The organism is Pseudomonas triclosanedens (assembly GCF_026686735.1).
In the GTDB taxonomy this organism is placed as follows: domain Bacteria; phylum Pseudomonadota; class Gammaproteobacteria; order Pseudomonadales; family Pseudomonadaceae; genus Pseudomonas; species Pseudomonas triclosanedens.
This window is the reverse complement of sequence record NZ_CP113432.1, coordinates 4,821,532-4,845,553: the sequence shown is the minus strand read 5'-3', so window position 1 is coordinate 4,845,553 and position 24,022 is coordinate 4,821,532. Positions and strand designations below refer to the sequence as shown.

The following is a 24,022-nucleotide window of genomic DNA, read 5'->3' as shown; positions in this document are numbered from 1 at the left end:
GCCATGAAAATTCGTTCGCAAGTCGGCATGGTGCTGAACCTCGACAAATGTATCGGTTGCCACACCTGCTCCATCACCTGCAAGAACGTCTGGACCAGCCGCGAAGGCGTCGAGTACGCCTGGTTCAACAACGTCGAGACCAAGCCCGGCATCGGTTACCCGAAGGAGTGGGAGAACCAGGAGAAGTGGAAGGGCGGCTGGAAGCGTAACGCCGACGGCTCCATCGTTCCGCGCATCGGCGGCAAGTTCCGCGTGCTGGCGAACATCTTCGCCAACCCGGACCTGCCGGAAATCGACGACTACTACGAGCCGTTCGACTTCGACTACCAGCACCTGCACACCGCGCCCAAGGCCCAGCACCAGCCGGTGGCCCGGCCGCGCTCGCTGGTTTCCGGCCAGCGCATGCAGAAGATCGAGTGGGGGCCCAATTGGGAGGAAATCCTCGGTACCGAGTTCGCCAAGCGGCGCAAGGACAAGAACTTCGACAAGGTCCAGGCGGACATTTACGGCGAGTACGAAAACACCTTCATGATGTACCTGCCGCGCCTGTGCGAGCACTGCCTGAACCCGGCGTGCGTGGCCTCGTGCCCGAGCGGTGCGATCTACAAGCGCGAGGAAGACGGCATCGTCCTGATCGACCAGGACAAGTGCCGCGGCTGGCGCATGTGCATCAGCGGCTGCCCGTACAAGAAGATCTACTTCAACTGGAAGAGCGGCAAATCCGAGAAGTGCATCTTCTGCTACCCGCGCATCGAGGCCGGCCAGCCGACCGTCTGCTCGGAGACCTGCGTGGGCCGCATCCGCTACCTCGGCGTGCTGCTGTACGACGCCGACCGCATCCACGAAGTGGCCACCTGCGAGAACGAGCGCGAGCTGTACCAGAAGCAACTGGAGATCTTCCTCGACCCGTTCGACCCGAAGGTGATCGAGCAGGCCCGCAAGGACGGCGTGCCGGACAGTGTCATCGAGTCCGCGCAGAAGTCGCCGGTATACAAGCTGGCGATGGACTGGAAACTGGCCCTGCCGCTGCACCCGGAATACCGCACGCTGCCGATGGTGTGGTACGTGCCGCCGCTGTCGCCGATCCAGAACGCCGCCGCCGAAGGCCATATCGGCAGCGACGGGGTGATCCCGGACGTCGAGTCCCTGCGCATTCCCGTGCAGTACCTGGCCAACCTGCTCACCGCCGGCGACACCGCGCCGGTGCTGCTGGCCCTCAAGCGCCTGCTGGCCATGCGCGCCTACAAGCGTGCCGAGCACGTGGAAGGCAAGCAGGACCTGGACGTGCTGAAAAAGGTCGGCCTGAGCGTGAACCAGGTGGAAGAGATGTACCGCTACCTGGCCATCGCCAACTACGAAGACCGCTTCGTCATCCCCACGGCGCACCGTGAAGAGGCGCTGTCGGATGCCTTCGCCGAGCGTTCGGGGTGCGGCTTCAGCTTCGGCAACGGTTGCTCGGGCAACTCCGGCGTGAACCTGTTCGGCGGCAAGGCCGTGGACAAGCGCAACGTCATCCAGACCGTGCAGATACAGGAGTGACTGCGATGGGAATCTCCCTTGAGAAGCACAGCCAACTGCTAAAACTCAGCGCGCTGCTGCTGGACTACCCGCGCGTCGAGCTGCGCGAGGAAAGCCTGGCGCTGCATGCCCTGATCCGCACCTGTGACCTGTCCGAAGCGCAGCGCGACGGCCTCGCCGCGCTGCTCAACGAACTGTGCCAGGGCGACATCCTCGACGTGCAGGCCCGCTACGACGGCCTGTTCGAGCGTGGCCGCTCGGTCTCGCTGCTGCTGTTCGAACACGTGCACGGCGAATCCCGCGACCGTGGCCAGGCGATGGTCGACCTGATGGATCGCTACACCCAGGCGGGCCTGGTGATCGACGTCAACGAACTGCCGGACTACCTGCCGCTGTACCTGGAGTTCCTCGCCCTGCTGGACGCCGAGTCGGCGTGTGCCGGGCTGGTGGAAGTCGCGCACATCCTCGCGTTGCTCGCGCTGCGCCTGGAGGAGCGCGGCAGCGCCTATGCGGCGGTCTTCCACGGCCTGCTGGAGCTGTCCGGCGAGCGTCCCGACTTCGGCGCGCTCAAGCGCGACCGCGAACAGGAAGTGCGCGACGACAGCCTGGAAGCCATCGACAAGGCCTGGGAGGAAACCCCGGTGAGCTTCACCGAGCCCGCCGCCGGTTGCCCGTCCACCAGCGCCCGGCGGATTTCCTCCGCCGCAGAACAACCCATGCAGTGGGTCGCCCAGCCGGTGCCGCAGATGCAGTACCGGGCGGCCAGAGAAGGAGTCTGAACATGTCCCTCGATCTTCTAGCGTTCGGGATCTACCCCTATGTCGCGCTCGCTATCTGCCTGGTCGGCAGTTGGGCGCGCTTCGACCTCTCGCAATACACCTGGAAAGCCGGCTCCAGCCAGATGCTGAGCAAGAAGGGTATGCGGGTCTACAGCAACCTGTTCCACGTCGGCGTACTGTTCATCCTCGCCGGCCACTTCGTTGGCCTGCTGACCCCGCACTCGGTCTACGAGCACGTCATCAGCACCGAACAGAAGCAACTGCTGGCGATGGTTTCCGGCGGCTTCTTCGGCATCCTCTGCTTCATCGGCCTGACCGGCCTGATCCTGCGCCGCCTGACCAATGACCGCGTGCGTGCCACCGGCAACGCGTCGGACCTGATGATCCTGCTGGTGCTCTACGTCCAGTTGATCCTCGGCCTGTCCACCATAGTCGCATCGACTCATCACCTGGACGGTTCGGTGATGGTCATGCTGGCCGACTGGGCGCAGTCCATCGTCACCTTCCAGCCGCTGGCCGCCGCCGAGGCCATCGCGCCGGTGTCGCTGGTCTACAAGCTGCACGTGACTCTGGGGCTGACCCTGTTCGTGCTGTTCCCCTTCACCCGCCTGGTGCACATCGTCAGCGCCCCGGTGTGGTACTTCGGCCGCCGCTACCAGGTGGTCCGCACCAAGCGTCGCGCGCTGTGATGAGGCGGCGGATAACGCTGGCGCGTTATTCGCCCTACCCGAACCTCGAACCGTAGGGCGGATAGCGCCACCGGCGTGATCCGCCATCCGGAGGTAATCGAAATGAGTTGCTCCCACTACGAAGCCAAGGTCGAACACGTCGACCTGCCTGCCATCTCCGTCAATGGCGTCGCCATCGCCGAGGACGAACTGGCTCGCGAGCTGCAATACCACCCTGCCGCCAGCCATGCCCAGGCGCTGTACTCCGCCTGCCGCGCGTTGGTCGTACGCCAGTTGCTGGTGCAGCGCGCCGACGCGCTGGGCCTCGCGGCCGACGCGGAAGAGGGCGAGGCCCCGGAAGAAGCGCGCATTCGCGCCCTGATCGACCGTGAAGTCGGCGTGCCCGAAGCCGACGAGGCCAGTTGCCGCCAATGGTACGAAACCAACCCCTCCCGCCTGACTTCGCCGTGGCGCATGCGTCTGCGCCACGTGCTGCTGGGTTGCGCACCGGACGACCTGGAAGGCCGCGCCAAGGCCCGCGAACAGGCCGAGGAACTGCTGGCCGAACTGCGTGGACATCCCGAGCGTTTCGCCGAGAAGGCCATGCGCTTCTCTGACTGCCCGTCGAAAGACGACGGAGGGGACCTGGGCTGGATCGAGCCGGGGCAGACCGTCCCCGAGTTCGAGAAACGCCTGCTGCAACAGCAACCCGGCCTGCTTGGCCATCCGCTGGAAAGTCGCTACGGCCTGCACGTGGTCGAGCTGATCGAGCGTGATGGCGGCGAGCCGCTGGACTTCGCACAAGCGCGTCCGCGCATCGCTGGCTACCTGCGCGCCCAGGTGCTGCAGCGTGCCGTCAGCCAGTACATCAGCGTGCTGGCCGGTGAAGCACAGATCGATGGCTTCGTCTTCGACGCTGCGGAGTCGCCGCTGGTGCAGTGAACCGGTTCCGGCCCCCTCTCTCCCTATTCCTCCCCCAGGGCAGGGAGGGGCTTCGGAAACGGCCATGAATATCGGCCTTCGCCGCGGATGGCGAGGGTCGGCCGGAGTGAAAACCATGTCCGAATGGATCGACGGCCACGGCCGCAAGATCGACTACCTGCGTCTTTCGGTGACTGACCGCTGCGATTTCCGCTGCGTCTACTGCATGGCCGAGAACATGAAGTTCCTGCCGCGCCAGCAGGTGCTGACCCTGGAAGAGATCGAGCGGGTGGCGCGGATCTTCGTCGAGCGCGGCGTGAAGAAGCTGCGCCTTACCGGCGGCGAACCGCTGGTGCGTCCCGGCATCGTCGGTCTTTGCGAGCGCCTCGCCGCGCTGCCCGGCCTGCGCGAGCTGTGCATGACCAGCAACGGCTCGCAGCTCACCCGCTACGCGCGCGACCTGCGCAGCGCAGGGCTGTCACGACTGAACGTCAGCCTCGATACCCTCGACGCGCAGCGTTTCGCCGCCATCACCCGCACCGGCCGCCTTGGCCAGGTGCTGCGGGGGATCGATGCCGCGCAGGAGGCCGGCATCGAGCACATCAAGCTGAACTGCGTGGTGATGACGGGACGCAACGCCGACGAGGTGCCGGCGCTGGTGGACTATGCCATCGCCCGTCGGCTGGACATCAGCTTCATCGAAGAAATGCCCCTGGGCCAGGTCGGCCGCGAACGCGAGGAGAGCTTCTGCTCCAGCGACGAGGTACGTGCGCTGATCGCCGAACGCCATGAACTGCTGGACAGCACCGAGCACAGCGGCGGACCGGCGCGCTACATGCGCCTGGCCCAGCATCCGGGCACCCGCATCGGCTTCATCTCGCCGCATTCGCACAACTTCTGCTCCGCCTGCAACCGCCTGCGCCTGACCGCCGAAGGCCGCCTGCTGCTGTGCCTGGGCCACGAACACTCCCTGGACATGCGCAGCCTTCTGCGCCGCCATCCGCTGCACGACGAACCGATCCTTGACGCGCTGCATGGCGCCCTGCAGCGCAAACCGGCGCGCCACGATTTCACCGTTGGCGACGTGCAGGTGCTGCGCTTCATGAACCTCAGCGGCGGCTGAGACAGACCTCCCCTGGCGGGCAATATGCCCGCCGCGTGCCTTGCGTCTCCACTGGACCCGGAGGGCGAATAACGCGCGGCATTATCCGCCGCTTCGGTGTGCGCTTTCGATTCGTGCAGGCTATCCGGTTTCGTGTAGGCGCAAGCTCGCTCCTGCAAAAGACCGCAATGCGAGCACAAAAAAGCCCCCGCGACATGAGCGTATCGCGGGGGCTTCGGCATCTGCCAAAAAGTATAGCCGTGGAAGGTGCGGTCAATCATGCGAATGAATCGTTTCGGGTCCTCCTCGGGATCACATCGGAGCGGCTCCAGACTAAGCCGGCAGCCCGGCGCGCGACATTCCTCCGAAGGAGTAGCGCAGGGCTCGCAAAGGGGAGTGTGCCGTGCGATCGCCGGGCATGCCGGGCAACCCGTAGGGCGCATAAAGCGGAACGCTTTATCCGCCGCCTCGGCGCCGGGCGCCGGGCGCTGGCGATGGCGGATGAGGCCAGAGGCGTTATACGCCCTACGATCGGCGTCTGCACCGGGGCGATTGACGTTGTGTACTTTTTAGTCCAGATTGGATTTTAAGTTTACGCGAGACCCTGCGTGAACGGACCAGAACAAGAAGTCGTTCGCCTGAGTGAGGGCAAGGCAATGCCGCTGCGACCTTCCGCGTCGCGTCCCCGGACGAACCAGGATATGCCGTACTCACTGCCAAGACGTACCGGCCGGCGCTCCCCCCGGCGACCACACAACGGAGTTCATCGATGAATCGCAAAGCCCTGCTGGGCGGCCTGCTGCTGGCCACCTTCGCCACCTTCTCCCATGCCGACGACAAGCCGCTGCGCATCGGCATCGAAGCGGCCTATCCGCCCTTCGCCTACAAGACCCCCGAGGGCGGCATTGCCGGCTTCGACTACGACATCGGCAACGCCCTGTGCGAGCAGATGAAGCGCAAGTGCCAGTGGGTCGAGCAGGAATACGACGGCCTTATCCCGTCGCTGAAGGTGCGCAAGATCGACGCCGCGCTGTCGTCCATCACCATCACCGACGAGCGCAAGCGTTCGGTGGACTTCACCCACAAGTACTACTTCACCCCGGGCCGCCTGGTGATGAAGGAAGGCTCGCAGTTGGACGACCAGTTCAGCCAGCTCAAGGGCAAGAACATCGGCGTGCAGCGCTGCTCCACCGCCGACCGCTTCGCCACCGAGGTACTGGGCAAGGCGGGCGCCAACGTGGTGCGCTACACCAGCCAGGACGAGATCTACCTGGACCTGGTCGCGGGCCGCCTGGATGGCACCTTCGCCGACTCCATCCCGCTGCAGATCGGCTTCCTGGATACTCCGCGCGGCAAGGGCTTCGCCTTCATCGGGCCGGAGTTCAAAGACCCGAAATACTTCGGCGAGGGTGCCGGTATCGCGGTGCGCAAGGGCAATACCGAGCTGGTTGGCGAGTTGAACGCCGCCATCGATGCGCTGCGCGCCAATGGCAAGTACAAGGAAATCGAAGGCAAGTACTTCAAGAGCGATATCTACGGGGACTGATCCCTCCGTCGAGCTGTAGCAAAGGCCGCCTTCGGGCGGCCTTTTTCGTTGCGCCGGCGTCTCCCTGTAGGAGCGAGCCATGCTCGCGATCGTCGGCAGGGCCGACGCTTGTCTCGGCTCTTATGGTGCTGGCTTTTACTGCTTCGGCTTGGGTATTTCTGCGCCGCTTTGGCGTACGCACGGACTTCCTGTTTCGCCCCCTCGGGCGACCCACTTTGGCAAACGCCCCAAAGTGGGCAAAGGTCTTGCCCCAATCATCCGGTTTTTCGCTTGGGGCGAAAAATACCCTCGTTGAACGGGGCATTCGGCGCGTGCGGACATTTTTCTGAAAGTCCCTAGGAGCCAGAGCCAGAACGTAGGATGCGTTCGCCGGGGAAGTCGGAGTCAGGGCTTGCTCCTCAGACTTCCTCCTTCAACTCCTTCAGGTGCTTGTACACCGTTGCCCGCCCCATGTTCAGTACGTTGGCTACGTAGTTCGCCGCGCTCTTGCCCTTGAACGCGCCTTCGGCGTGCAGGGCCAGGACCAGTTCGCGCTTGTGGTCGCGGCTGAGGGTGGAGAGGCTCAGTTGCCGCTGCCGCAGCCAGGCGTGAAGGAAGGTGTTGATGCGCTCCTGCCAGTCGTCGCGGAACAGCGCGTCGGGTTGCGGGATCAGCTTGTTCGAGGAAAGGAACAGGTCCAGCGCTGCCTTGGCCGTCTCGAACAGGGTGATGTTGAGGTTGATGCACAGCACCGCCAGGGGCTCGCCCCGTCCATCGCGCAGCACGGTACTGATGGAACGGATTTTCTGCCCGTCCCAGTTGAGCTTCTCGTAGGGGCCGATGTTGCGTGAGTCGCCGTCGCCGTCGCCTTCGAGCATGTCTTCCAGCGCCGAGTCGTCGCCGATCTCGCGCTTGGATATGTTGTTGGCGAGATAGGCGACCCGCTGCGTGCGCAGGTCGTGGATGACCACTTCGGCGTGGGGGAAGAACAGCATGGCGATGGCGTCGGCAATCGCCTTGTAGTTGTCCAGCGGGTCTGCAACGGTCATGGTCGTGGCTCTCGGAGCGGTAGGCCGGGCGGGCGCTGGCGAGTGTGCCGCAAGCGCCCGCGGGCTGTCACGATCGGCGGCTCGTCAGTTCGCGAGCAGGCGCGCCGGCGATAGCATCGCCTCGCTCAGACCGTGGCGGGAGAGGTGCTCGGGCAGTGCTTCGCCGCGGATCAGCGCGGCGCTGGCTTCGCCCATTGCCGCCGAGGTCTGGATGCCGTAGCCACCCTGGCCTGCCACCCAGTAGAAGCCGGGGGTGACGGGGTCGTAGCCGGAAACCAGGTCGCCATCGGCGAAGAACGAGCGCAGCCCGGCCCAGGTATGGCTTGGCCGGCGAATACTCAGGGTGGTGTGCTCCTCGATCTGGTAGATACCCATCGCGATGTCCAGTTCTTCGGGCTGCACGTCGTGGGGCTCCACCGGGTCGGCGTTGGCGGGGGAGCCGAGCAGCATGCCGGCGTCGGGCTTGAAGTAGAAGGATTCATCCAGGCTCACCAGCACCGGCCAGGCGTGGCTGTCCACGCCCTCGGGCGGGCTGAACAGGAAGGCTGCGCGACGCTTGGGCGTGAGGCCCAGTGGAGTGACGCCGGCCAGTTCGGCGATCTTGTCGCTCCAGCCGCCTGCGGCGTTGACCAGTACCGGCGCCCGGTAGCTCTGGTGTGCGCAACGCACCTCCCAGATACCGTCGACGCGGCCGATGGCCAGGACTTCGTTGTCCAGGTGCAGATTGCCGCCGTTGCGCCGGATGCCGCGCAGGTAGCCTTGCAGCAGGCCGTCGGTGTCGATGTCAGCGGCGCTGGGGTCGAGCATTGCGCCGTGGACCTTCTCGCGGCGCAGCACGGGGACGATGGCGCAAGCTTCGTCGGCGTCCAGCAGACGCATTTCCGGCACGCTGTCGCGGGCGCTTTCGAACTGGCGCTGGAGTTCTTCCGGGTTGCCTTCGAAGTCCACGGTCATTTCGCCGCGCGGGGTGAGGATCGGGTGTTCGGCGAAGCCTTCGGGCGGGCTGTCGAAGAATGCACGGCTGGCGGCGGTCAGCGCGCGCACCTGCGGCGTGCCGTAGGCCACGGTGTAGAGCGCCGCCGAGCGACCAGTGGAGTGGTAGCCGGCGTGGGATTCGCGCTCCAGCACGGCAACCTTGCCGTGGCGGGAGAGGAAGTAACCGGTGGAGGCGCCGGCAATGCCGCCGCCGATGATGAGGAAGTCGACTTCGATCATGCTCATTTCCGGGTCAGGCGTTGTGCAGGTGGTAGAGGGCATTGGCCAGGGCGACGTCTTCCAGGCCCAGGCCGATGGAGCGGAAGAAGACGTGGCGCTGGTAGCCCGGCCTGGCCGCGCTGCCGCTCACCAGTTCCGGCAGGTCGCCGCGGATGCTCGTCGTGTCCCAGCCATGCTCGTCGCGGGCCAGGAGCATTTCGCCGGCGGAGGCCGGAGTGGTGGCGCGGTAGTCGCAGTACACGTCCATCTGCGCCAGCGACTGCGGCGGCACTTCATGGGCGCGGGCGACATTGGTGCTGATGGAGGTGATCAGCGCGGGCCGGGTGAGCTGCGCCGGATCCAGCACCGGGGTGCCGGAGGAGGTGCACAGCAGCACTACGTCGGCATCGGCCACGGCGGCTTCAAGGCTGCTGGCGGCCTGCGCGCGGGCGTCGATGGCGGCGAACCGGGCCAGCGCGTCGGCATTCAGGTTGGGCGAGTAGACGCGGATGCCTTGCCAGTCCCGCAGGCCGGCGGCATAGCGCAGGTGCGCGCGGGCAACCGGGCCACTGCCGATGATGGCCAGGGTCCGGGCATCGGTGCGGGCCAGCTCCTGCACCGCCAGAGCGGTAGTGGCAGCGGTGCGCGCCGTGGTCAGGCTGCCGGCGTCGCACAACAGCAGGGGCTGGCCGGTTTCCATCGACATCAGCAGGCTCCACGCGGTGACCAGTGACTTGGGCTGGCGCACGATGTACGGCGAGGTCTTCACGCCGTAGACGTTCTGCGAAGCGAGTACGCCCAGGTAGTTGATAAAGTCGCCGCCGCCATTGGGGAACTCCACCAGTTGCTGCGGCGGTTGCACCGCACTGCCGGCGGCCAGTTCACGGAACATGTCGCGCATGGCCTGGAGTACATCGACCTGTTCGAGCAGGCGCTCGGCGTCGGCCTGGTTGAGCGTGAGGGGCGTGGTGGCGGACATGGCGAGGCTCCAGTTTGGATTAATTTTTCCATTCTGGACTTAGTTGTCTTGATCGGCAAGCGCGTGTGGTCGGGTGGATCAATGCTATTGCGGGGGCGGACCTGCACGCGATCACCGCGCAGGGGGAGATTGGCCAGGATGCCGGTCGCAGGATCCCCCGCGGGAGGATGGCGGGGGCCGTTCGGGGGAAGCGAAGCGTTCCTGCGGGCTCCTGCAGCCTCCGAACGGGCCTGTGGGGAACTACAGCTTGAACTGCGCGACCAGTGCTTGCTGGCTGCCTGCCACGCGGCGCAGGTGTTCGCCGCAGTCGCGGGTGTGCGCGGCGGTCTTGCGGTTTTCCGCGGTCATGTCGTTGAGGCGATGCATGTGCTGGTTCACTTCCTGGGTGGTCGCCGCCTGTTGCTCGGCTGCCGCGGCTATCTGGAAGGCCATTGCGTGCACACCCTGCAGCGAGTCGTCCAGCGCTCCGAGGGCTTCGAGTACCGCCTGGGTATCCTGCTCCAGGGTATGGGCCTGCTCGCTGGCCTCGCTCATGCTGCTCTGGGCCTGGGCGGATGAGTCGCCGAGAGTTCCGACGATGGCGACGATCTCGTCCGTGGCGCTGCGGGTACGCTGGGCGAGGTTGCGTACTTCGTCGGCGACCACGGCGAAACCGCGACCCGCTTCGCCGGCGCGGGCAGCTTCGATGGCGGCGTTGAGGGCGAGCAGGTTGGTCTGTTCGGCGATGGAGCGGATGACGTCGAGCACCGAGCCGATCTGCTGGCTCTCGCCGGCCAGGGTCTGTACCACGCCATCGGCCTGGCGCAGGCCTGCCAGCAGTTGGTCCTGGCGGCCGATCATGTGTTGCAGGGTGTCCTGCATGGCGACGAAGGCCTTGCGGGCGGCGGCGCTGCCATCGGCGCTGCGGCTGGCGCTGCCGGCGATTTCCTGCACGGTGGCGGCCATCTGGTCGACGGCACTGACGACCATCTCCAAGGCTTCCTGTTGCTGGTCGAGGTGGCTGCTGGTACGCCCCGCGGCGTCGAGGATATCGCCGCTGGCATCGCCCACGGCTTCGCTGGCCTGACGCAGGCGCTCGACCACCTGGCGCCAGGCGCTGGTCATTTCACCCAGTGCCTGCATCAGGCCGCTGCTGGCGGCGGCGCCGTCGCCCAGGCGCAGCTCGCCGCTGGCCAGGCGCTGGGCGAGGGCGGCCATGTTCGCTGGCTCGCCACCCAGCGGCCGCATCACGCTGCGGCTGACCAGCACGGTACCGGCGGCGACGCCCAGCAGGGTCAGTACGCCGAGCACGAGGATCTGCCACATCAGCTTGCGCACCGGGGCGAATGCCTGGTCCTGGTCCATTTCCGCCACGAGGGCCCAGTGCAGGCCGTCCAGGTTCAGGGGGACGAAGGATTTCAGCGCCGGCTGGTTGCTCAGACCGGTTTCGGAAAGACGCCCCTGTTCGCCGGCGAGGGCTTTCTCGCTGGCCTGGCCGGGCAGCGGCACCGGGCTTTCCTTGTCACGGCGGACATGGTGATCGGCGAAGCGAACCGAGTCCGAGCGCAGGCTGCCGTCACCGCCCACCAGGTAGGTTTCCCCGGACTCGCCCAGGCCCTGGCGGCTTTGCATGACGTCGTTGATCGCCGTCAGCGGCAATTCCAGTACCAGCAGCAGTTGCAGCTTGCCGTTGTCCTTGATCGGCGCGGCGAGCCACTGCACGGGCTGCTGGTCATCCAGCGCAGGCTCCAGGTCGCTGATGCTCGCCTTGCCGCTATCCAGCGCGGAGCGGACGAAGCGGCCGAAGGGTGTATCCCGCCAGTTCGGCGCGCCGATGTTCTGCTGGTACTCGACGCCGCGCCCGAGGCTGAACACCACGGTGCCATCGCCTTTCACCAGACGCAGTTCGCGGTAGCCGAAGGTCTTGATGAAGTTCTCGAACACCGGTTTGTCGTAGTTGGCAGTGGTCACCAGCGACTCGCTGTCGAGGCCGGCGTAGTTGTTGCCGAGGTTGGTGGCGAGGCTGCTGAGCTGGTCGTTGCGTGCTTTCCAGGCGTCCATCAGTTGCCGCTGCTTGATGCTGGCGACCGCTTCCAGGGCGTTCAGGCTCTGGTCTTCGAGGGCGCGGCTGGCCTGGAGATAGACCACGATGGCCATTACCAGGACGGGAATGAGGCCGATCGAAAGGAAGCTGAGTGCAAGTTTGGCGCGCAAGGGCATGGGAGGATTCCGGCGAGGTTTCTTGGAATTGTTCTCGCGTGCTGTGCAAGAAGCGTGCGAATTATTTTACGGATGTAAATAAAACCGATCGGACTGGCTGCCAGGGCAGGCCGATGTACCGATAGATGGCGCGTTGCCATTGTTCGCAGGGAATGCCGTACGGTCGTCCCGGCGGGTCCGGCGGGACAAACGGGAGGCTCTGGAGCGCGGGATGCGTCACCGGACGTAACGCCAGGTGGAAACAAAAAAGGCGAAGCCGGGTGGCTTCGCCTTGTTCTGGAGCGGGGCGCGGGGATCAGTGCTTGCGCGGCACCGGCTTGAGCAACTCGGCCGGCGGCATTTCGCAGTTGATCTTGCGGCCAAGCAGTTCTTCGATCGGCGGCAGGGCGAAGGCGTCGTCCTCGCCGGCGAAGCTGATGGAAGTACCGGTGGTGCCGGCGCGGCCGGTACGGCCGATACGGTGCACGTAGTCGTCCGGGTCTTCGGGCAGGGTGAAGTTGATCACGTGGCTGATGCCGTCGACGTGGATGCCGCGGCCGGCGACGTCGGTGGCGACCAGGACGCGGATCTTGCCTTCACGGAAGCCTTCGAGAACCTTGATGCGCTTGTGCTGCGGTACGTCGCCGGACATCTGGGCGGCGCTGATGCCGTCCTTGGTCAGGCGCTCTTCGATGCGCCGCACTTCGTCCTTGCGGTTGGCGAAGACCATCACGCGGGTCCAGTCGTTCTGCGCGATCAGGTTGTACAGCAGCTTGTACTTGTCGCTGCCCGCAACGGCGTAGACGTGCTGCTCGACGGTGTCGCTGGCGACGTTTTCCGGTTCGATCTCGACGATGGCCGGATCGACGGTCCACTGCTTGGCCAGGTTCATCACGTCATCGGTGAAGGTGGCGGAGAACAGCAGGGTCTGGCGCTCGCCCTTGTACGGGGTCTGGCGGATGATCTGGCGGACCTGTGGGATGAAGCCCATGTCGAGCATGCGGTCGGCTTCGTCCAGCACCATCACCTCGACCATGTCCAGGTGCACTTCGCCGCGCTGGTTGAAGTCCAGCAGGCGGCCGGGAGTGGCCACGAGGATGTCGCAGAAACGGGACTCAAGGGTCTTGAGCTGCTTGTCGAAGTCCATGCCGCCGACGAAGCTCATGACGTTCAGGCCGGTGTATTTGGCCAGGCCGATGGCGTCCTTGGCGATCTGCACCACCAGCTCGCGGGTCGGCGCGATGATCAGCGCGCGCGGCTCGCCCATGTAGCGCTCTTTCGGCGGCGGGGTCTGCAGTAGCTGGGTGATGATCGAGATGAGGAATGCGGCGGTCTTGCCGGTACCGGTCTGGGCACGGCCGATGGCATCCTGGCCCTTGAGGGTGAAGCCCAGCACCTGCGCCTGGATCGGCGTGCAGTACGGGAAGCCCAGGTCGTGGATGGCGTGCATCAGGCGCGGGTCAAGGTTGAAGTCGTGGAAGCGGGTCTTGCCTTCGGCAGGTTCCACCACGAAGTCTTCCAGCTTCCAGTTGTCCACCACCGGCGGACGCGGCTTGCGCTCGCGGCGCGGTTTGTCGGCCTTCGGTTCGCGCGGCTTGTCGGCGCGCTCGGTCTTTTCAGCCTTTTCGCCGCGTTCGGCTTTGTCGGAACGTTCGGCGCGGGGTTTGTCGCCCTTCGGAGCGCGGGCCGGCTTCTGGGCGGCTTCGCCTTCCGGACGCGGATTGCGCGGTTTGCGCGGGCGCTTTTCGCCGCTCGGAGCGGGCTGAGAGGCAGCGGGAGCGGGGGCTGCCGGCGTGGCGACGGGCTGTTCGCCATCGCCCTTGCTGAAGATTTTCTTGAGTGCTTTGAGCACGGTGGTCTCGTACTGGTTAAGGAATGAACGGCCGTCAGTGTAATGCAAGATGCCCGCAGGGCGAAGTGCCACAGGTTTTCCACGGCGGGGATGCCGTTCCGGCGCGTCTTGCCGAAACGGCGAAGGGCTCAGGGCAGGGTGTCGAGCAGTAGCCGGCGGACGTTGCCGCCCATGATCGCGGCGATATCCGACTGGCTGAAGCCCGCTTCGGCTAGACCCTGGGTGAGTTGCGCCAGGCCGCTGGTGTCGAAGGGCGTGTTCACCGCGCCATCGAAGTCCGAACCCAGCGCGATGTGCTCGACACCGATCTTGTCGGCGGCGTAGCGGATGGCCTTGACGATGGCCTTGACCGAGGTGTCGCAGACCGCGCCGTCCCAGTAACCGATGCCGATCACCCCGCCGGTGGCGGCGATGCGCTGCAGATGGGCGTCGGTCAGGTTGCGCACGCCTGGGCAGGTACCTTCGACACCGGTGTGGGAGACCAGCACCGGGCGCGTGGAGATGGCCAGCACGTCGTCGATCAGCGCGCGGGATGCGTGGGCGAGGTCGACGAGCATCTTCTTCTGTTCCAGGCGGGCGATCACCTGGTGGCCGAACGGCGTCAACCCGCCCTTCTCCAGGCCATGGGCGGAGCCGCCGACCTCGTTATCGAAGAAGTGCGTCAGGCCCATGATGCGGAAGCCGGCGTCGTACATGCGATCGATGTTTTCCAGCTTGCCTTCCAGTGGGTGCAGGCCCTCGGTGGCGAGCACGGCGGCGACCTGATTCGGGTTTGTCTTCCAGGCGGCAAGGTAGCGGGCGAAGTCGGCGCGGTTGCGCACCAGAGTCAGCTTGCCGTGGCTGCCGGCGGCGGCTTCTTCGAGCATCCGGCCCTGGTAGAGGGCGCGTTCGAGCAGACTGGTCCAGGTTTCACGGGGCCAGCGCTGGGCGATCACCAGCGGCGTGATGTTGTCGGTGTCCGCGCCGTTGCGTTCGTAGTTGAGGCCGCGGGGCGTCTTGGTGACAGTGGAGAACACCTGCAGGCCGACGTGGCCTTCCAGCAGGCGCGGCAGGTCGCTGTGGCCGTAGTCGTGGCGTTCCAGCAGGTTGCGGTCCCAGAGCAGTGCGTCGTCGTGGAGGTCGGCGACGAACAGGGTCCTGTGCAGGGCGGTAGCCGAATCGGAAGCGGGGTAGGGGGCCGGTGTGGCTACCGTGTTCATCCGACGGTCGAGGTAACCCGGCAGGTTGAAGAAGATCCCCAGGCCAACGGCCACCAGCAATAGTAGAGCGATCAGGAGATTGCGCATGTCAGCTTCCCGGCTGTCTTGTTGTAGTGCGCCGACTCTAGCAAAGGAAGCCGCGCGAAGGCTCGGGAAATCCGTGGACGCGGTGTGGGTCAGCCGACCAGGCGGTTGCGTCCTTCCTGCTTGGCCCGGTAGAGGGCGCCATCGGCCCGCAGGATCAGGCTCGGCAGGTTCTCCTGGTAGTTCATCTGGGCCAGCCCCAGTGAGACGGTGACGCCGGGCAGCACGCCCACCGGTGAATAGAAGGAGGTGATCTGCTCCAGGCTCTGGCGCAGCCGGTTGCCGATGCGCCGGGCTTCGTCCGCGGCGATTTCCGGCAGGAGGATGACGAACTCTTCGCCGCCGAAGCGCGCCATGCTGTCCTTGGGCCGCAACTGGCTGCGCAGGGTGTGGGCGACGAGGCAGAGGGCGTAGTCGCCGGCCAGGTGGCCGTGCTCGTCGTTGTAGTCCTTGAAGTGGTCGACGTCCAGCATGAGCATGCACAGCGGCTGTTCGTTGAAGGCGCAGCGCGTGCTTTCGCGGTCGTAGATGTGCTCCAGCCAGCGCCGGTTGAACAGGCCGGTGAGGGTGTCGATGTTGGCGTTCTGCTCGGTGTCGAGGATGATCCGGTTGCCCTGGCGCACCCGTTCGCAGAGGACTTCCAGCAGGTTGTGCATGATCTGCGGGGACTGCTGGAACAGGCTGATCAGGGCTTCGCGGTGCAGGCGCAGGACGGTGGTGGCTTGGGTGGCGACGACGTAGGCGGAGGGGTGGTCGTTGTCGATGAAGCTGATTTCACCGGCGCAGTCGCCGGGGTGGAGTGTGGTTACCGGCTGGTTGTCGAGGGAGCCCAGATACACCTTCAACTGGCCTTCGAGAACCATATAGAGGAAGTGGTTGCGGTTGAACGGCGAAAGCAGGATTTCGCCATCTTCCAGTTCACAAGCGCGAAAGTCCTTCAGCAACTGTTGCAGGTTGGCCGCAGCCACGTTCTGGAACAGGCGAAGGTGCTGGAGTTGCCGAATGTCTTCCTTCCAGTGCGCGGGTTTCATGGTGCGCCGGAAGAGAGGGAAGAACTGATGATGTGCACGACCGACTCTCCCTGTAGTCCTCTTCGCACATTGAGCCATCAGTATTAATCAGATTTGGATACTGGCAATCTAGCGGCATACCGGGCCGACCGGCGGTCGGCCCGGTGTTTCATCAGCTTTCCAGCCACTCGATATGGACCGCGTAGCCGCCCAGCCGGCTGGCCAGCGCGGCGCGTGAGTCAAGGTCGAGGGTGCCGACGCAGAGGCGGGCCTTCTGCCCGTGGCGGTCGTCGGCGATCACTTCGACGCTCGGGCGTGGCTGCAGGTGGCGGACTTCGTCTTCCAGTACGCGACGAATGGCATCCAGGCGCAGCGCCGGCTTGAAGGTCTTGCCCACCGCGGTGAGCGGAATCGCATCCAGTAACCAGACATCCTTGGGGACCGCCGCGCGTTCCGGCACGTGCCTGGCGGCATGCTCCAGCAGTTCTTCCTCGCTGGCCCGCATGCCCGGCTTGAGCTGGATGTACACCACCGGCAGTTCACCGGCCTTCAGGCAGGGCTTGCCCACGGCGGCGGCCATCGCCACGGCGGGGTGGCGGTGCAGGGCTTCCTCGATCATCTGCGGGTCGATGTTGTGGCCGCCACGGATGATCAGGTCCTTGCTGCGCCCGGTGAGCCAGATGTAGCCGTCGGCATCGATGCGGCCGAGGTCGCCAGTGTTGAACCAGTCGCCGTCGACCCAGATGTCCTTGTTCTTGCTGGCTTGCAGGTAGCCCTTGAACACGGTCGGGCCGCGCAGGCAGATAGTGCCGATCTCGTCGACGGCGGCGTCGCGCAGGTAGTTGCCGGTGCTGTCGAGCACCGCCGACTTCACCTGGCAGTACGGCAGGCGCAGGCCGATGGAGCCGGGGCGCCGTTCGCCGCCCCGCGGGTTGCAACTGGTGCCGCAGGTGCCCTCGGTCATGCCGTAGCCTTCGATGATCGAAAGCCCGGTCTTTTCCTCGAACTGGCGGATCAGCTCCACCGGCATCGGCGCCGCCCCGCACAGCGCGAAGCGCAGGCTGGAGAGGTCGTGGCCCGCGCTGGGCACCTGCAGCAGCGCGGCGTAGATGGTCGGTACGCCGCTGAAGCTGGTAACCCGGTAGCGCTCCACCAGTTTCCAGAAGTCCTTGATCAGCGTCGGGTTGCGGTAGCCCTGCGGGCCGGCCAGCAGAACCTGGGCGCCGCGCATGAACGGCGCAAGGCCGGTGACCATCACGCCGTTGACGTGGAACAGCGGCAGGCCGCAGAGCAGTACGTCCTTGCCGTTGTAGTCGGCGTTCAGGCCCATGATTTCGGCCATCGCTACTTCGTTGCCGTGGCTGTGCGGCGCAAGCTTGGGCGTGCCGGTGGTTCCGCCGGTGTGGAAGTAGGAGGCGACTTCGTCCGGATCGATGCTGCGGCCGCTTTCCAGGTGGTCGTCCGGGCACTGGGCGAGCAGTTCGTCGAAGTCCAGTACGCCTTCGGGGAGCGCGCCGCGTTGAGCCTTGATCGCCGAGCGTTGCGGTTCGGGCAGCAGGTTGGCGATGTCCACGGTGACGATCGCATTCAGCTCCGGCAGCTCGTCGCGCAGGGCGGCGACCTTGTCCCACAGGTCGGTCCCGGGGAAGGGCGCCAGCGTTACCAGCACGCGCGAGTCGGCGGCGCGCACCAGTTCGGCGATGTGCTCGGGATCGAGCAGCGGGTTGATCGCGTTGACGATCCCCGCCGCTTCGCCGCCCCAGATCACGTAGTGGGTTTGCGGCAGGTTCGGCAGCAGGAACGACACCGCGTTGCCCGGCCGCACGCCCAGGCGGTGGAAGGCGTTGGCGGCCTGGGTGACGCGGGCGAACAGTTCGGCGTAGCTGACGCGCAGTGGCTCCTCTGCGGCCGAACCTTGCAGCAGGAAGTTCAGGGCGGTGTCCGGGCCGAAGCGCTGTGCCGAGCGGCGCAGCAGTTCGTAGGTGCTGGAGGGCAGGTCGCGCGCCTGCAGCGGTGTCCGCTCCAGGGCTTCGACGTCACGCAGGCTGGTGATCGGGGCGTTCATGCTTGTTGTTGTTCTCCGCGAGGATGGTAATTACAGGCGTTCCCGCAGCCAGGCGCCGATGTCGCCGATCTCCTCGTTGCTCACTTCATGGCTCATCGGGTAGGTGCGCCACTGCGCCGGGACTCCGTTGGCCAGCAGGAAATCGTAAGCGGCACGGCCCAGTTCGGGCGCCACCACGTCGTCGAAACTGCCATGCAGACACAGCGCCAACAGTTGTCTTTTTGTAGCGGGCAGGCTTATGTCTTCGCTGAATGTCGGGCCATAGGTGGAGAGGGCCATGACTCCGCCCAGTTCGCCCTCCCAGCGCAGGTAGCCGGTATGCAGCACCACCGCGCCGCCCTGGGAGAAGCCGGCGAGGATGATGCGCCGCGGCGCGATACCCTGGCCGATCTGCTCCTGGATCAGCGCGATCACCGCATCGGCGGAGGCTTCCAGTTGCGCTTCGTCGATGGCGCGTGCCGGGGCCATTGCGAGGATGTCGTACCAACTCGGCGCGGGCATGCCGTTGAACACGGTGACCGGTCGGGTCGGCGCCTGCGGCAGGATGAAGCGAGTGGTGTCGAACGAGCGTTGCAGCATTCGTGCTACCGGTTCGAAGTCGTAACGGTCTGCCCCCAGTCCATGCAACCAAATGACGCAGGAGTCGGCGGGACGGGAGGGTTCGAGGATCAGTGGCTGGTTCATTGAGGCTCCAGGATGGGGCAGGCGCTCTAGGAGGGGGCGCTGCGGTTGGAATGTTGTCGGGGGGCGATGCAAGAAGATGTCGCATGGCCATAACTTGCCGGGCTTGACGGCGTGAATTTCCGCTGTGTGCGGCGCGCTGGTACGGCCCTTGCTATCACAGCTTCCAGGCCGTGCGGCCCCACTTCCGGTAACACTCTACCGACCCCATCCGGAAAGCTGTACCGGAAGTGGCGCCGCAACCGGCCTGGGGCCGCTTCAGGGCCCGTCGTCGTCGGCCGCGGTCAACGGTTGGCACGACGGGCCTTCGCCTTCATACGCATGATCTGCCGCCTCTCGGCGGTTCCTGGAAGCCTTGGCCGTAACGATGTACCAGCGCGTGCGTCCATTCTTCCAGATACCCGTTCCAGCGAGCATCACCTGCTCGCCAGGGGTGGGTCGGCGGTATCCGGTGCGGATTTCCGGAGCCGACTAGACTCACCTTCAGGTCTCCATCCCGTTAGATGTCTTGCTTGTGCCTCACGAGGGTACGGCGGTGGAACCGGGACTCCAAAACACTAAAAAAGCAACGGAGAAGATCGATGAAGATGGTGAAATCCACCCTGGCTGTGCTGACTACCGCCGTCGTGTTCGGTATCAGCGGCCTCGCTCACGCGGGCGCCACCCTGGATGCAGTGAAGAAGAAAGGCTACGTGCAGTGCGGTATCAGTGACGGACTTCCGGGCTTCTCCTATGCCGACGCCAAGGGGCAGTACAAGGGCATCGACGTCGATGTCTGCCGTGCCGTCGCCGCCGCCGTGTTCGGTGACGCCAACAAGGTCAAGTACAGCCCGCTGACCGCCAAGGAGCGTTTCACCGCGCTGCAGTCCGGCGAGATCGACATCCTCTCGCGCAACACCACCTGGACCAGTTCCCGCGACAGTGCGATGGGCCTGAACTTCATCGGCGTGACCTACTACGACGGCCAGGGCTTCCTGGTGAACAAGAAGCTCGGGGTTTCCAGCGCCAAGGAACTCGATGGCGCCACCGTGTGCATCCAGGCCGGCACCACCACCGAGCTGAACCTGTCCGACTACTTCCGTTCCAACAATCTCAAGTACACCCCCATCACCTACGACACCTCCGATGAGAGCGCCAAGTCGCTGGAATCCGGCCGCTGCGACGTGCTGACCTCCGACCAGTCGCAGCTCTATGCCCAGCGCATCAAGCTGGCCAAGCCCGACGACTACGTGGTGCTGCCGGAGGTCATCTCCAAGGAGCCGCTCGGCCCGGCCGTGCGCCAGGGTGACGAGGAGTGGTTCGACATCGCGCGCTGGACGCTCTTCGCCATGCTCAACGCCGAGGAACTGGGCGTGAACTCGAAGAACGTCGAGGAGACCGCGAAGAGCACCAAGAACCCGGACGTCGCCCGCCTGCTCGGCGCGGAAGGCGACTATGGCAAGGATCTGAAGCTGCCCAAGGACTGGGCCGTGCAGATCGTCAAGCAAGTGGGGAACTACGGCGAGATCTTCGATCGCAACGTCGGCGACAGCAGCGACCTGAAGATCAAGCGTGGCCTCAATGCCCTGTGGAACAAGGGCGGTCTGCAGTACGCACCGCCGGTGCGCTGACCGTTCCCGTGCCCGGTGCCCTGATGGCGGGCGCCGGACCTGTTTCGGATGACGTGAAGCCTCCGGAGGCGGCGCGGGCGTGGACCCGTGCCCGCCCCGGAGCCTTCCGAGAGGGCTTACATGCAAAACTCCATCAAAGCCCAGCGCCTGCGGGGGATTTCGCTCAGCGATCCCGATCTGCGCGCCTGGGCCTTCCAGGTCATCGCCGTGATCGCTGTCGTGGCGGTCGGCTGGTTTCTTTTCGATAACACCCAGACCAACCTCGAACACCGCGGTATCCAGTCCGGCTTCGGGTTCCTCCAGCACAGTGCCGGCTTTGGCATCTCCCAGCACCTGATCGACTACAGCGAGAGCGACACCTACGGAAGGGTGTTCCTGGTCGGCCTGCTCAATACGCTGCTGGTGACCGTCATCGGCATCTTCTTCGCTACCGCCATCGGCTTCATTCTCGGTGTGGCGCGGCTGTCGCCCAACTGGCTGATCCGCAAGCTGGCGACGCTGTACATCGAGACTTTCCGCAACATCCCGCCGCTGCTGCAGATCTTCTTCTGGTACTTCGCGGTGCTCGGGCCGCTGCCCGGTCCGCGGCAGAGCATCAGCTTCGGCGGGCTGTTCTTCGTCAACAACCGTGGCCTGCAGATGCCCGCACCGATTGCCGCCGACGGCCTCGGTCCGTTCATCGTCGCGGTGATCCTGGCTCTCGTCGCCTGGGTGGTGCTCTGGCGGTGGGCCAGGGCTCGTCGCCATGCCACCGGCAAGACTTTCCCTGTGTTCCTCACGGGGCTGGCGCTGTCGATCCTGCTGCCGGCCCTGGTCTCTCTGGTGGCCGGCGCACCGTTCCACTGGGACGTGCCGGTGCTGCAGGGCTTCAACTTCCGTGGCGGCTGGGTGGTGATCCCGGAGCTGGTGTCGATCATCCTCGCGCTGTCGGTCTATACCGCCGCCTTCATCGGCGAGACGGTGCGCGCCGGCATCCAGGCGGTCAGTCATGGCCAGACCGAAGCGGCCGGTTCCCTGGGCCTGCGCCCGGGGCAGACGCTGCGCCTGGTGATCATTCCGCAGGCGATGCGGGTGATCATCCCGCCGCTGACCAGCCAGTACCTGAACCTGGCGAAGAATTCGTCGCTGGCGGCAGCCATCGGCTACCCGGACATGGTCTCGCTGTTCGCCGGCACGGTGCTCAACCAGACCGGCCAGGCCATCGAGACGATGGCCATTACCATGAGCGTCTATCTGGCCATCAGCATCAGCATTTCGCTGCTGATGAACTGGTACAACAAGCGCATCGCGCTGGTCGAGCGATAGGGAGTGGACTATGGCAACGCATACCTTCAAGCCCGACCTGCCGCCGCCGGCGATGAGCGTCGGGCCACTCGCGTGGCTGCGCGCCAACCTGTTCTCCAGTTGGTTCAACGCTCTGCTGACACTGGTGGGGCTGTACCTGGTCTACCTGATCCTGCCGCCGCTGCTGGAGTGGGCGATCATCAAGGCCGACTGGGCCGGCACTACCCGCGCCGACTGTTCCCGCGAGGGCGCCTGCTGGGTCTTCATCGGCTCGCGCTTTGGCCAGTTCATGTATGGCTTCTACCCCGAGGAACTGCGCTGGCGGGTGGACCTCACCGTGCTGTTCGTGGTGTTCGGCGCGGCGCCACTTTTCCTCAAGCGCTTCCAGTACAAGTTGAAGTACGGCCTGTGCTTCCTCGTGGCGCTGCCGCTGGTGGCGTACTGGCTGCTGCACGGTGGCTTCCTCGGCCTGGACACCGTGCCCAGCAGTGCCTGGGGCGGGCTGATGCTCACCGTGGTGATCGCCGCGGTCGGCATCTGCGGGGCGATGCCGCTGGGCATCCTGCTGGCGCTGGGGCGGCGTTCGAAAATGCCGGCGATCAAGGTCATCTGCGTGACCACCATCGAGTTCTGGCGCGGTGTGCCACTGATCACCGTACTGTTCATGTCGTCGGTGATGCTGCCGCTGTTCCTGCCCGAAGGGATGAACCTGGACAAGCTGCTGCGGGCGATGGTGATGGTGGTGCTGTTCGAGGCCGCCTATATCGCCGAAGTCGTGCGCGGCGGCATGCAGGCCATCCCCAAGGGGCAGTACGAAGCCGCGGCCGCGATGGGGCTGGGCTACTGGCGGACGATGGGGCTGGTGATCCTGCCCCAGGCGCTCAAGCTGGTTATCCCCGGCATCGTCAACACCTTCATCGCGCTGTTCAAGGACACCAGCCTGGTGATCATCATCGGCCTGTTCGACTTCCTCAACAGCATCAAGCGCGCCACCGCGGACCCGGCCTGGCTGGGCATGGCCACCGAAGGCTATGTGTTCGCCGCGGTCGTCTACTGGATCTTCTGTTTCGGCATGTCCCGCTACTCCATGCACCTGGAGCACAAGCTGGACACCGGTCACCGTAGGGCCTGATGACGCTTGATCGTGGCCGCGACGAAATCCCATTTTTGCGCAGGGCAAGGCGCGAGGAGAGAAGTTTGATTTTCCCAAATGAACGACGAGTAACGCAGCGCTGCGCAAAATGGGACATCGTCCCGGCGGGTTGCGCGGCAAATCACGCCAGCCTGCGTTGCAGGACTGGACAAGGGAATGCCATTGCCGGCGTCCTGCGCCTTGTCTGGCGTGATTTGGCGCAGCAACGCGGCGCACGAGCAAGCGTCATCAGGCCCTATTAGGAGTTCATCATGTCTGAAGCCACCAACAAGACCGCACAGCCGGCCATCGGCGATCACGTGATGATCACCATGAAGGGCGTGAACAAGTGGTACGGCCAGTTCCACGTGCTCAAGGACATCAACCTGGAGGTCAGGCAGGGCGAGCGCATCGTGCTCTGCGGGCCGTCCGGCTCTGGCAAGTCCACCACCATCCGCTGCATCAACCGTCTGGAGGAACACCAGCAGGGCAGCATCGTGGTAGACGGTACCGAGCTGACCAACGACCTCAAGCAGATCGAGGCGATCCGCAGCGAAGTCGGCATGGTGTTCCAGCACTTCAACCTGTTCCCGCACCTGACCGTGCTGCAGAACTGCATCCTGGCGCCCATGTGGGTGCGCAAGATGCCCAAGCGCCAGGCGGAAGAGGTCGCCATGCACTATCTGGAGCGCGTGCGCATTCCCGAGCAGGCCAACAAGTTTCCCGGCCAGCTTTCCGGCGGCCAGCAGCAGCGCGTGGCCATTGCCCGCGCACTGTGCATGAAACCCAAGATCATGCTGTTCGACGAACCGACCTCGGCGCTCGACCCGGAAATGGTGAAGGAAGTGCTCGACACCATGATCGGCCTGGCGCAGAGCGGCATGACCATGCTCTGCGTGACCCACGAGATGGGCTTCGCCCGCACCGTGGCGAACCGGGTGATCTTCATGGACAAGGGCGAGATCGTCGAGCAGGCGCCGCCGGACCAGTTCTTCGACAATCCGCAGTCGGACCGCACCAAGCTGTTCCTCAGCCAGATCCTGCACTGAGGCCGTGCACGCCTCTCGCCGTCGCGGCGAGGGGCTTGGCTGCGGTACCGGGCGCACTCGTCTCCCTCCGATGGCAAGCTCCCGCCGCTCCGGCGTATGCTGGCTTACTCCACCGTATTCGTGGCGGCATCGAGGCAAAACCG

General features: G+C 65.3%; 19 protein-coding genes. 10 read left to right on the top strand and 9 right to left on the bottom strand.

The window, feature by feature from the left end:
- Nucleotides 1-3: 3 nt before the first annotated feature.
- From narH to OU419_RS22405, 6 genes are all read left to right on the top strand, one after another.
- Nucleotides 4-1,539, top strand: coding sequence for a nitrate reductase subunit beta (gene narH, locus OU419_RS22430; RefSeq protein WP_254470554.1), 1,536 nt, complete (start codon nucleotides 4-6; stop codon nucleotides 1,537-1,539).
- A gap of 5 nt (nucleotides 1,540-1,544) precedes the next feature.
- Nucleotides 1,545-2,297, top strand: coding sequence for a nitrate reductase molybdenum cofactor assembly chaperone (gene narJ, locus OU419_RS22425; protein WP_254470555.1), 753 nt, complete (start codon nucleotides 1,545-1,547; stop codon nucleotides 2,295-2,297).
- A gap of 2 nt (nucleotides 2,298-2,299) precedes the next feature.
- Nucleotides 2,300-2,986, top strand: a complete 687-nt coding sequence (gene narI / locus OU419_RS22420; protein ID WP_254470556.1) for a respiratory nitrate reductase subunit gamma — start codon at nucleotides 2,300-2,302, stop codon at nucleotides 2,984-2,986.
- Between the two features lie 102 nt (nucleotides 2,987-3,088).
- Entirely contained in the window at nucleotides 3,089-3,907 is an 819-nt protein-coding gene (locus OU419_RS22415; RefSeq protein ID WP_254470557.1) for a peptidylprolyl isomerase, read from the top strand.
- A 115-nt stretch (nucleotides 3,908-4,022) separates the two neighbouring features.
- A complete protein-coding gene (moaA, locus tag OU419_RS22410) occupies nucleotides 4,023-5,009 on the top strand; it encodes a GTP 3',8-cyclase MoaA (protein WP_254470558.1) in 987 nt (328 codons plus the stop codon).
- A gap of 748 nt (nucleotides 5,010-5,757) precedes the next feature.
- Entirely contained in the window at nucleotides 5,758-6,534 is a 777-nt protein-coding gene (locus tag OU419_RS22405; RefSeq protein WP_254470559.1) for an ABC transporter substrate-binding protein, read from the top strand.
- Nucleotides 6,535-6,932: 398 nt separating this feature from the next.
- Here the strand turns inward: OU419_RS22405 and OU419_RS22400 are convergent, their stop codons facing one another.
- The 9 genes from OU419_RS22400 to OU419_RS22360 form a co-directional block, all read right to left on the bottom strand.
- Nucleotides 6,933-7,562, bottom strand: coding sequence for a helix-turn-helix transcriptional regulator (locus OU419_RS22400; RefSeq protein WP_254470560.1), 630 nt, complete (start codon nucleotides 7,560-7,562; stop codon nucleotides 6,933-6,935).
- Nucleotides 7,563-7,646: 84 nt separating this feature from the next.
- A complete protein-coding gene (locus OU419_RS22395; RefSeq protein ID WP_254470561.1) occupies nucleotides 7,647-8,777 on the bottom strand; it encodes an NAD(P)/FAD-dependent oxidoreductase in 1,131 nt (376 codons plus the stop codon).
- 13 nt (nucleotides 8,778-8,790) lie between these two features.
- Nucleotides 8,791-9,735, bottom strand: coding sequence for an ornithine cyclodeaminase family protein (locus OU419_RS22390; protein ID WP_254470562.1), 945 nt, complete (start codon nucleotides 9,733-9,735; stop codon nucleotides 8,791-8,793).
- 240 nt (nucleotides 9,736-9,975) lie between these two features.
- The gene (locus OU419_RS22385; protein WP_254470563.1) at nucleotides 9,976-11,934 is read right to left on the bottom strand and encodes a methyl-accepting chemotaxis protein; all 1,959 of its coding nucleotides are present in this window, start codon (nucleotides 11,932-11,934) and stop codon (nucleotides 9,976-9,978) included.
- Nucleotides 11,935-12,229: 295 nt separating this feature from the next.
- Nucleotides 12,230-13,765, bottom strand: coding sequence for an ATP-dependent RNA helicase RhlB (rhlB, locus tag OU419_RS22380; protein WP_254470564.1), 1,536 nt, complete (start codon nucleotides 13,763-13,765; stop codon nucleotides 12,230-12,232).
- A 128-nt stretch (nucleotides 13,766-13,893) separates the two neighbouring features.
- A complete protein-coding gene (locus OU419_RS22375) occupies nucleotides 13,894-15,051 on the bottom strand; it encodes a dipeptidase (RefSeq protein ID WP_254470565.1) in 1,158 nt (385 codons plus the stop codon).
- An 89-nt stretch (nucleotides 15,052-15,140) separates the two neighbouring features.
- Nucleotides 15,141-16,079 carry a GGDEF domain-containing protein gene (locus OU419_RS22370; RefSeq protein ID WP_254470566.1) on the bottom strand — a complete coding sequence of 313 codons (939 nt, stop codon included), beginning with the start codon at nucleotides 16,077-16,079 and terminating at the stop codon, nucleotides 15,141-15,143.
- A 151-nt stretch (nucleotides 16,080-16,230) separates the two neighbouring features.
- Nucleotides 16,231-18,123 carry an acyl-CoA synthetase gene (locus OU419_RS22365; protein ID WP_254470567.1) on the bottom strand — a complete coding sequence of 631 codons (1,893 nt, stop codon included), beginning with the start codon at nucleotides 18,121-18,123 and terminating at the stop codon, nucleotides 16,231-16,233.
- A 30-nt stretch (nucleotides 18,124-18,153) separates the two neighbouring features.
- Nucleotides 18,154-18,807: an alpha/beta hydrolase gene (locus tag OU419_RS22360; RefSeq protein WP_254470568.1), complete on the bottom strand. Its 654-nt coding sequence runs from the start codon at nucleotides 18,805-18,807 to the stop codon at nucleotides 18,154-18,156.
- Nucleotides 18,808-19,385: 578 nt separating this feature from the next.
- Here OU419_RS22360 and OU419_RS22355 point away from each other — a divergent pair.
- From OU419_RS22355 to OU419_RS22340, 4 genes are all read left to right on the top strand, one after another.
- The gene (locus tag OU419_RS22355; protein WP_254470569.1) at nucleotides 19,386-20,414 is read left to right on the top strand and encodes an amino acid ABC transporter substrate-binding protein; all 1,029 of its coding nucleotides are present in this window, start codon (nucleotides 19,386-19,388) and stop codon (nucleotides 20,412-20,414) included.
- Nucleotides 20,415-20,534: 120 nt separating this feature from the next.
- Nucleotides 20,535-21,719, top strand: coding sequence for an amino acid ABC transporter permease (locus OU419_RS22350; RefSeq protein WP_254470570.1), 1,185 nt, complete (start codon nucleotides 20,535-20,537; stop codon nucleotides 21,717-21,719).
- A gap of 10 nt (nucleotides 21,720-21,729) precedes the next feature.
- Entirely contained in the window at nucleotides 21,730-22,830 is a 1,101-nt protein-coding gene (locus tag OU419_RS22345; protein ID WP_254470571.1) for an amino acid ABC transporter permease, read from the top strand.
- Between the two features lie 272 nt (nucleotides 22,831-23,102).
- Nucleotides 23,103-23,879, top strand: a complete 777-nt coding sequence (locus OU419_RS22340; RefSeq protein WP_192435274.1) for an amino acid ABC transporter ATP-binding protein — start codon at nucleotides 23,103-23,105, stop codon at nucleotides 23,877-23,879.
- The last annotated feature ends 143 nt before the right edge of the window (nucleotides 23,880-24,022 follow it).

Bases quoted from the DNA above. Each gene is read 5' to 3' on its own strand.
- narH (WP_254470554.1), top strand. From the start codon at position 4: ATGAAAATTCGTTCGCAAGTCGGCATGGTGCTGAACCTCGACAAATGT.
- narJ (WP_254470555.1), top strand. From the start codon at position 1,545: ATGGGAATCTCCCTTGAGAAGCACAGCCAACTGCTAAAACTCAGCGCG.
- narI (WP_254470556.1), top strand. From the start codon at position 2,300: ATGTCCCTCGATCTTCTAGCGTTCGGGATCTACCCCTATGTCGCGCTC.
- OU419_RS22415 (WP_254470557.1), top strand. From the start codon at position 3,089: ATGAGTTGCTCCCACTACGAAGCCAAGGTCGAACACGTCGACCTGCCT.
- moaA (WP_254470558.1), top strand. From the start codon at position 4,023: ATGTCCGAATGGATCGACGGCCACGGCCGCAAGATCGACTACCTGCGT.
- OU419_RS22405 (WP_254470559.1), top strand. From the start codon at position 5,758: ATGAATCGCAAAGCCCTGCTGGGCGGCCTGCTGCTGGCCACCTTCGCC.
- OU419_RS22400 (WP_254470560.1), bottom strand. From the start codon at position 7,562: ATGACCGTTGCAGACCCGCTGGACAACTACAAGGCGATTGCCGACGCC.
- OU419_RS22395 (WP_254470561.1), bottom strand. From the start codon at position 8,777: ATGATCGAAGTCGACTTCCTCATCATCGGCGGCGGCATTGCCGGCGCC.
- OU419_RS22390 (WP_254470562.1), bottom strand. From the start codon at position 9,735: ATGTCCGCCACCACGCCCCTCACGCTCAACCAGGCCGACGCCGAGCGC.
- OU419_RS22385 (WP_254470563.1), bottom strand. From the start codon at position 11,934: ATGCCCTTGCGCGCCAAACTTGCACTCAGCTTCCTTTCGATCGGCCTC.
- OU419_RS22375 (WP_254470565.1), bottom strand. From the start codon at position 15,051: ATGCGCAATCTCCTGATCGCTCTACTATTGCTGGTGGCCGTTGGCCTG.
- OU419_RS22370 (WP_254470566.1), bottom strand. From the start codon at position 16,079: ATGAAACCCGCGCACTGGAAGGAAGACATTCGGCAACTCCAGCACCTT.
- OU419_RS22365 (WP_254470567.1), bottom strand. From the start codon at position 18,123: ATGAACGCCCCGATCACCAGCCTGCGTGACGTCGAAGCCCTGGAGCGG.
- OU419_RS22360 (WP_254470568.1), bottom strand. From the start codon at position 18,807: ATGAACCAGCCACTGATCCTCGAACCCTCCCGTCCCGCCGACTCCTGC.
- OU419_RS22355 (WP_254470569.1), top strand. From the start codon at position 19,386: ATGAAGATGGTGAAATCCACCCTGGCTGTGCTGACTACCGCCGTCGTG.
- OU419_RS22350 (WP_254470570.1), top strand. From the start codon at position 20,535: ATGCAAAACTCCATCAAAGCCCAGCGCCTGCGGGGGATTTCGCTCAGC.
- OU419_RS22345 (WP_254470571.1), top strand. From the start codon at position 21,730: ATGGCAACGCATACCTTCAAGCCCGACCTGCCGCCGCCGGCGATGAGC.
- OU419_RS22340 (WP_192435274.1), top strand. From the start codon at position 23,103: ATGTCTGAAGCCACCAACAAGACCGCACAGCCGGCCATCGGCGATCAC.